The organism is Enterovibrio norvegicus (assembly GCF_002876705.1).
Classification (GTDB): domain Bacteria; phylum Pseudomonadota; class Gammaproteobacteria; order Enterobacterales; family Vibrionaceae; genus Enterovibrio; species Enterovibrio norvegicus_B.
In genome coordinates this window covers 66,848-74,827 of sequence record NZ_MDAG01000012.1, presented here as the reverse complement: position 1 = coordinate 74,827, position 7,980 = coordinate 66,848, and the positions used below count along the sequence as shown (strand labels likewise).

Sequence of the window (7,980 nt, the reverse complement as noted above, 5' to 3'; positions counted from 1 at the left end):
AAGAACGAAGAACGAAGAACACAATTCTCCTCTAATCTCTAATCTCTAATCTCTAATCTCTAATCTCTAATCCCTAATCTCTTATCTCTTCATCTCGTATCTCATATCTCTCATCTCTCATCTCTTATCTCTTATCTCGTACCTCATCTCTCTTATCTCGTCACTCAACTCTCATGGTCTTCGGACGCATTCCGCTCCAATTGCTGAATCAATGCGTTCGCCGCTTCCTTTGGCGAGTCTGCATGGCAAATCGCGGAGACCAGCGCGATACCCGCCGTGCCGGTTGCGATAACAGCATCGAGATTTGAAGCATTCAAACCGCCGATAGCAACAATGGGATACGCGCTTTGCTTTACTGCGTTTGCAAGGCCGTCAATGCCCCACTCTTTTTTGATGTTGGTTTTGGTTGGCGTAGCAAATATCGCGCTTAAACCGAGGTAATCCACCGGCAAAGCTTCTGCATCGACTAACTGCTGCTCTGTTTCTATCGACAACCCGAGCAACTTGTTCTCACCAATCAACGCCCTTGCGAACTCTGCTGGCATGTCCGATTGGCCAAGGTGGACACCATCAGCATCCACCGCAAGCGCCACATCCACACGGTCATTGATGATAAGAGGAACGCCAGAGCCAGCCAGAATGGCTTTCACTGCGGCAGCGCGGGCGATAAATTGGCGCACATCACCGCTTTTCTCTCGCACCTGCACCATGGTGACGCCACCCGCAACGGCATCTTTCACCACGCGTTTAAGCGTGTCGAGATCTTGGTTGTCGTCTGTCACCAAATACAAACGATACGGGTTAGGGGGAGAAATTGAATTAGAGGTATTCATTCTAGGCTTCTGACCCCATATTTACTGTCAGTCGCAAGCGTTGCTTCAGGGCCTCTTTATCGAGTTGGTAAAGCGCATCGAGAAGATGCATTTGCAGACTGCCCGGCCCTTTCGCCTTCTCTGCGGCTATCTCACCCGCCACTCCCATCACGGCAGCCGCCGCTAACCCTGAGGTATCCCCCACGGCTGCAAACGCGCCTGTTAACGCAGAAAGCGAGCAGCCCATGCCTGTCACAAACGGCATCATTTGATGGCCATTGTTTAACGTCATATGGCCATCTCGCGTCACGACATAATCCGTTTCACCAGAAACGACGACCTGACAACGGTAGGTTTCTGCCAGGTAGTTAGCGGCATCTAACGCTTCATCGCTGCTGTCTTGTGCATCGACGCCTTTGGTGTTCCCTTGGTGCTGAATACCTGCCAACGCGATAATTTCAGAGGCATTCCCTCGAATGATCAACACATCAGCAAGGTGGGCGATTTGGCGTGATGTTTCAGTGCGAAGCCTGCTCGCACCGCAGCCAACAGGATCAAGCACCACAATCTTGTTGTTGGCATTGGCTTGCTCCACCGCAAAAAACATGCGAGGAATCCAAACGCTGTCTAACGTGCCGATATTGACCACCAGCGCCCCCGCGAATGACATCATCTCGGCCATTTCTTGCGTTGAATGCGCCATGATGGGCGATGCTCCAACGGCCAACAATGCATTCGCGGTGTTGTTCATGACCACATAGTTGGTGATGTTCACTACCAACGGTTTAGACTCTCGCACCGCGTTTAACGCCGAAACAACGGTGTTTACCGCGTCTGTGTTTGTTTTTGGAATACCTGAATTCATAGTGCCTCAACTCGCATGACTGATACTGTTTTAACTCAACGCATTTAACTCGCGCATTAGCGCAGTGCTGCGTGACCTTCAAAAAAGTGATTCACTGGCCCATGGCCTTTTCCGATGTTCAGTTCATCCGAATGCGCGATGGCTTGTGAGATATACGATTTGCCGAGAAACACCGCGCGTTCAAGGTCATGTCCCTGCGCCAAATACGATGCAATGGCAGAAGACAGCGAGCAGCCTGTGCCGTGCGTGTTTTTGGTGTTGACGCGTTTCGCGCTGAGGGTGTCGACGTGGTCAGGGAAAATCAGTAGATCGTTACTGTTTTCGTCTTGTTCGAGGTGCCCACCTTTTAACAGCACTGTCTTTGCACCTAACACACGCAGCTCATCGATCATTGCCTGCATGTCGGCTTCGCTTTTTGGCAATGGTTTGCCTGTCAAGGCTGCACCCTCAGGTAAATTTGGTGTGATGATATCGGCAAGCGGAAGCAGTGCATTTTTAAGGGCGTGAATCGCGCTGTTTTCCAACAGAACGTCGCCGCTGGTTGCCACCATGACAGGATCAACCACCAGATATTGAGGCTTATATTGTCGAAGTTTATCTGCCACCACCTTGATGATGTCGGCATCAGCCAACATGCCAATTTTAACCGCCACAATATTGAGATCGGAAAACACCGCATCAAGCTGATGGCTAACATGTTCAACGGGAATCGGAAAAATGGCAGACACGCCTTGCGTGTTCTGCGCGGTAATGGCAGTGATGACTGAACAGGCATAACCACCCGTGGCTGAAATGGCTTTGATATCGGCTTGAATACCCGCGCCGCCGCCACTGTCAGAGCCTGCAATGGTCAATACAATCGGTGTAGAAGAAACAAGAGAAGAAGGTGTGTTTGGATTTGGCATCATTACGTTCCCAAACCAACGCACAGGAACAGAATCTCGCTGATGGAAGGAAAGCAGATGTGGAACCGCAACCAGCGTGACAATAGTTCCCTACGTCAGTATTAACTGAATCAGGTTCAACGGGTCATGCATGCGTGTCTTTCGATTCGCGATGCACTCTCAGCCAATAGGCTCCCCGACTATCACCAAAATAATATCAAGTAACCCGAAAGAGTCCTAACGTATTCCGCCATCGCTGTGAGATCTCGCTTAGATATTCAATTCAGGCAGTCACAGCTAAAATCTGGGAACCATTGGGATTGATGAAACAGATGCCCAATGCAAACATCCAACACCGAGAAGTAACCCCTCCCAACCAACCCTTTCTGCTCTCCCTGCTCTCCCTGCTCTCCCTGCTCTCCCTGCTCTCCCTGCTCTCCACAGCATCTATCCAATTGAATTTAATAGATATAACCAATTATCAAAAACATCCCAACAATATGAAAATTTAGTCTTAAACCTTGCTCGGTTACCGCTTGCTGACAACCTAGGTTTGCCTGATAATCGCACCCGAAATCTCTTCCTTTTTTAACACCCCCCTCTCTGTAGGATCCAAGATTGAACACATTATTGACCTCACTTCGCACACACTGCGATGCGCACTTTTTCGGCCGTTTGATCAGCATTGGTCTGCCTATTGCGCTGCAAACCATGCTGTTTTCCAGCCGAAGCTTGGTCGACATTTTGATGTTGGGTCAGCTCGGAGAAGCAGATGTCGCCGCCATTGGTGTAGCAGGTAAAGCCCTGTTCGTGGCCACCATTTTGATCTTTGGTGTTACCACTGGCGGTTCGATGCTCACGGCCCAATATTGGGGCGCTGGGAACATGGAAGGATTTCGCCGCAAAACCGCCCTCACCGTTGTCATGACATCGGCAGCTGCAAGCGTGTTTGCACTGGCCTTCCTGTTTATGGCCGATCAAGTCATGGGGCTTGCGACTAACGACCCCACGGTTATCGCCCTAGGCGCGGAATACTTACAAATAACAGGCGTTGCGATGATCACCGTCGCCCTCGGCAGCAGTTTGTCTGTCTCGCTTCGCGCGATGAACAAACCCGCCATCAGCACGTGGTTTAGCTTTGTGGGTATCAGCCTCAACATCGGCTTGAACTGGGTGCTCATCTTTGGTCACTTCGGGTTCCCTGCCATGGGCATTGCCGGTGCTGCTTGGGCGACCTTGATCAGCGGTATCGTCGAAGTTGGGTTGTTCTATTTATACGTTTACCGAAAAAACCTGGCGGCCGCGTTTAACCTTCAACACATCATTGAAGCCTTTGAGCCGGAAGGCATGAAACGCTTTATGTCGCTGTCGCTGCCGACTGCCGCGAACCACCTGATTTGGTCGAGCGGCATCTTCGTCTACCACGCGATTTTAGGGCAAGCCGGCGTGGAAGGACTCGCTGCCCTTTCCGTGATTACACCGATTGAATCGTTCGCGCTCGCGTTATTGATTGGCTTGTCCAATGCAGCCAGTGTCGTGATGGGTAATCAACTCGGTGCTAACCGCTTAGATGTGGTGTATCCGCAAGCCTGGGGCATCGCGGTATTTAGCTTCATCGGCGCAGTGCTTATCGCGGCAGTCATGCTGCTCGTCTGCCAACCTGTTTTAAGTTTGTTCTCCGCGCTGTCGCCAAGCACTATGGCATTGACCGAGAAGTTCTATTGGGTGTTTGCAGGCATGCTGGTGCTGAAATCTGTGCCAATGAGCATGATAGTCGGCGTACTTCGCGCCGGTGGCGACATTCGGTATTGCCTGTATCAAGACATCGCCGCCCAATGGATGATTGGCATTCCCATCGTCGCCTTCGCCGCGTTTGTACTAAAGCTGCCGCTAGAATGGGTTTACGCCTTGTTTGCAGTAGAAGAAGTCGTGAAATGGATAGGGTCGATTTACCGCGTACGCGCGAAGGTGTGGATTAAGAATTTGGTGGGGGTGTAGTTAGTCTCCTACCACTTTGCCTTTTGCCTTTTGCCTTTTTGGGTCTGCGGCCATTTCTAAATGGTCGCTTGTTCTCTTCTCAATGTGCCTATCTCCTTTCCCTCATACGTTATGACTTCTTTTACTCACCGACACCATGAAATTGATAGCTAACTGATTTTCATATTTCGACAAGCCACATCAAACTTATTTATCCAGCCATTCTTTTTGATGTTTATTTTTTACACATCAGTCGCATTTTCTAGTCAGTTAACAAATCGAGCAAAAAATACTTCATAGAATATGTGCAATTCTGGAAAGAGCATAAATCTACAATTCTAACGCCTCATCTAGATAACAAAAAACACTCAAACAACGCAGTTAGGCTTAAGTATGACTATGTATACACCTTATATCGGTGCTTTTGCATTATCGTTTGTTTCTCTCTATTTGTTCAGAAAACTGGCATATCGAATAGGGCTTGTTGATATACCAACAGGACGAAAACAACATCAGGGTTCAGTCCCGCTCGTTGGCGGCCTCACCCTATTTTCAGTGGTCTCCACCTATCTCATTTTTTTTGTTCCTTTTTATCCTGCAAGCGTGGTTTTTCTGGCGTCGATTGCCACATTAACGTTGATCGGGGTGTTAGATGACAAATACGATGTGAGCTACAAACTCCGTTTTTTTATTCAGATATTACTCGGCATCATCATGATTGCCGCTGTAGACGTTGAGCTTGAATATCTCGGCAATATGTTTGGGTTTGGCATGTTACACCTCGGTGTGATTGCCTACCCCATCACGGTATTAGCAGTCATTGGAGCGATCAATGCGTTCAACATGGTAGACGGTATTGATGGTCTACTCGGTGGGCTTTCTATCGTGACGTTTGGTGCGTTGGCGTATTTCTTCTCTACAGCAGGGGTTTGGAATCTTGTTCAGCTTTGCCTCGTTGTTATTGCAGCACTGATCCCATACATCATGATGAATTTGGGAATCCTTGGAAAGAAACGGAAAGTGTTCATGGGCGATTCAGGCTCAATGATCATCGGCTTTATGGCACTGTGGTTAATCATTAAAGCATCACAGCCAGATTTTGAAGCCGCCATGCGCCCAGTGACAGCCCTATGGATTATCGCCCTTCCCCTCATGGACATGGCTGCCATTATGATTCGACGCCTGCGTCGTGGTGATTCACCCTTCAAACCAGATCGTGAACACCTACACCACATATGCCAACGCGCAGGGCTAAACCCAATACAAACACTGACAGCGATTTGCACCGTCGCATTGATTTTTGCCGCCATCGGCATCATTGGTGAAAACACAAACATTCCTGAGTATGTAATGTTCTTTGCTTTTATTGGTACGTTCGGGCTCTACTTCTTTGCACTTAGCTACATCTGGCGAGTACTCACGTTTGTCCGTCACTTATTCGGAAAAGAAGCACCTGTTTATCAGAACGAAAACTGATCGTTCATTTTAATGTTAAGCCTTTGCGTCGCATTTATTGAATGATGCAAAGGCTTAATCCAGTCCAAATAAATCTCGTGAATAGACTTTGTGTTGCACATCTTCCAAACAGTCTTCCATTCGATTCGACACGATCACATCCGCCCTGTCTTTAAACGCCGCCAAGTTCTTCACCACATCCGAGCCGTAGAGCGCGTCCTCTTCATACACTGGCTCATAGACAATGATCTCTACGCCTTTGGCTTTAATTCGCTTCATCACACCAAGAATTGACGATGCGCGAAAATTATCTGAGCCTGACTTCATGATGAGTCGATAAATTCCTACGACGCGTGGTTTCTTCTCCAATATCGCATTGGCAATAAAGTCTTTTCGGGTTCGGTTTGCATCAACTATCGCGCCAATGATGTTATTCGGCACAGCTTGGTAATTTGCCAGCAGTTGCTTGGTGTCTTTGGGCAGGCAGTAGCCCCCATAACCAAACGAAGGATTATTGTAATGGTTACCAATTCTCGGGTCTAAACACACCCCTTCAATGATTTCCCGGGATTCCAACCCCAGCGCTTCGGCATAAGAATCCAACTCATTGAAGTAGGCCACGCGCATCGCGAGATAAGTATTAGAAAATAGCTTTACTGCCTCGGCTTCCGTCGAATGGATAAACAACACGGGCACATCGTCACTTTCAGCGCCTTCAAGCAGCAAATCTGCCACCAACCTTCCTGCGTCGTTTTGGGCACCAATAATGATACGAGAAGGATTAAGGTTATCTTTTAAGGCCTTCCCTTCACGCAAGAACTCAGGCGAGAACAGAAGATTTTCCGTTTTGAAGGTATCTTTGGCTGACTCCGTAAACCCTACAGGTACTGTCGATTTAATCACGATAACGGCGTCAGGATTAACATTCACAACCTGCTGAATGACCGCTTCAACCGATGAAGTATCAAAGAAATTGGTGGTCGGATTGTAATCCGTTGGCGTCGCAACAAACACGATGTCTGCCCACTCATAGGCAGCGTTACCGTCTAAAGACGCGTAAAAGCGAAGTTCTTTTTGGTTCAGGAATAACTCGATATCTGGATCTGAAATCGGCGAAAGGCCTTGATTTAACATGTCTACTTTTTGAGGGACAATATCCACTGCAACCACATCATGATTCTGCGCAAGCAACATGGCATTAGATAACCCGACGTAGCCCGTTCCTGCTACCGCTATCTTCATTCACTCACCCCATAAAAGAGAAATAAAAAGCACATCCAACCGCTTTTTTGTTCTGCCTCAAACGCGAAGCCGCGAGGGCAAAATCTTTGTTTATCTTAAATATAGGACATGAAGAAAATCTGACGGTTATTTTGAGGTTTGGTGACGTTGTCGAAATGAAGAAAGAAGCAGAGAGAGAGGGAAAATGAAAAGCACCGCGAAGACATTCACAACAGCATCGCTGATGTTCCCTTCACGGCCATGAACCCAATAGGTTTGTGCTAATTCAGAACCGAGTCCAAGTGCAATCAGCGTACACCATGCAAAGCGTCGTTTTCCGGTTGAATCCAACGCATAAACAAGCCAACCGCTAAGATGGAAAAGCGCGAAATGAAATAGCCAGTCACCATGACCAAAGAAGAAGTGACTGCCTTCAAGGTTAATGGCTGAAAGCCCGACGCCCGTGAAAAGAGAGCTAACACCAATGAACGCAATACACAGTGCAGATAGGTAAAGGCCGAAAGTTAAGCGTGATTGTTTCAACGAATAAGAATCCTGATTTTAAAAGCGGGAAAAGAAGGAAGTGCGGGAAGAGCAGGAAGAGCAGAACCTAGGAAAAAATGAGCATAACTGCCCCCCCCTTGAAAAGTGGGAGGAGCTAAAAGCAAAAGCCCGGTGCGTCCGCTCCGCCATGTTTGCTTTTTTCTAAATTCTGCTTTTTCTCTTATCTCGTCCCTGCTCTTCACTAGGACCTAGAACCAGCTCT

7 protein-coding genes and 1 riboswitch are annotated in these 7,980 nt (G+C 48.1%); of the genes, 2 read left to right on the top strand and 5 right to left on the bottom strand.

Features of this window, described 5'->3' with window-relative positions:
* Nucleotides 1-164: 164 nt before the first annotated feature.
* From thiE to thiD, 3 genes are read right to left on the bottom strand one after another with little or no spacing between them, the layout of a single operon-like run.
* Nucleotides 165-833: a thiamine phosphate synthase gene (gene thiE / locus BCT27_RS07310; RefSeq protein WP_102395424.1), complete on the bottom strand. Its 669-nt coding sequence runs from the start codon at nucleotides 831-833 to the stop codon at nucleotides 165-167.
* 1 nt (nucleotide 834) lies between these two features.
* Nucleotides 835-1,677, bottom strand: coding sequence for a hydroxyethylthiazole kinase (gene thiM / locus BCT27_RS07305; protein WP_102395423.1), 843 nt, complete (start codon nucleotides 1,675-1,677; stop codon nucleotides 835-837).
* Between the two features lie 56 nt (nucleotides 1,678-1,733).
* Nucleotides 1,734-2,582 carry a bifunctional hydroxymethylpyrimidine kinase/phosphomethylpyrimidine kinase gene (gene thiD / locus BCT27_RS07300; protein ID WP_102395422.1) on the bottom strand — a complete coding sequence of 283 codons (849 nt, stop codon included), beginning with the start codon at nucleotides 2,580-2,582 and terminating at the stop codon, nucleotides 1,734-1,736.
* 70 nt (nucleotides 2,583-2,652) lie between these two features.
* Nucleotides 2,653-2,770: riboswitch (TPP riboswitch) on the bottom strand.
* Nucleotides 2,771-3,179: 409 nt separating this feature from the next.
* Here thiD and BCT27_RS07295 point away from each other — a divergent pair.
* Together BCT27_RS07295 and wecA are read left to right on the top strand one after the other, a co-directional pair.
* On the top strand, nucleotides 3,180-4,559 hold the full coding sequence (locus BCT27_RS07295; RefSeq protein WP_102395421.1) for an MATE family efflux transporter: 1,380 nt from the start codon (nucleotides 3,180-3,182) through the stop codon (nucleotides 4,557-4,559).
* A 372-nt stretch (nucleotides 4,560-4,931) separates the two neighbouring features.
* Nucleotides 4,932-6,014, top strand: coding sequence for a UDP-N-acetylglucosamine--undecaprenyl-phosphate N-acetylglucosaminephosphotransferase (gene wecA / locus BCT27_RS07290; RefSeq protein WP_198597523.1), 1,083 nt, complete (start codon nucleotides 4,932-4,934; stop codon nucleotides 6,012-6,014).
* A gap of 54 nt (nucleotides 6,015-6,068) precedes the next feature.
* Here the strand turns inward: wecA and BCT27_RS07285 are convergent, their stop codons facing one another.
* Complete coding sequence (locus BCT27_RS07285) at nucleotides 6,069-7,235, bottom strand: nucleotide sugar dehydrogenase (RefSeq protein ID WP_102395420.1); 1,167 nt, start codon at nucleotides 7,233-7,235, stop codon at nucleotides 6,069-6,071.
* Nucleotides 7,236-7,361: 126 nt separating this feature from the next.
* Nucleotides 7,362-7,757, bottom strand: coding sequence for a VanZ family protein (locus tag BCT27_RS07280; protein WP_102395419.1), 396 nt, complete (start codon nucleotides 7,755-7,757; stop codon nucleotides 7,362-7,364).
* Between the last annotated feature and the right edge of the window lie 223 nt (nucleotides 7,758-7,980).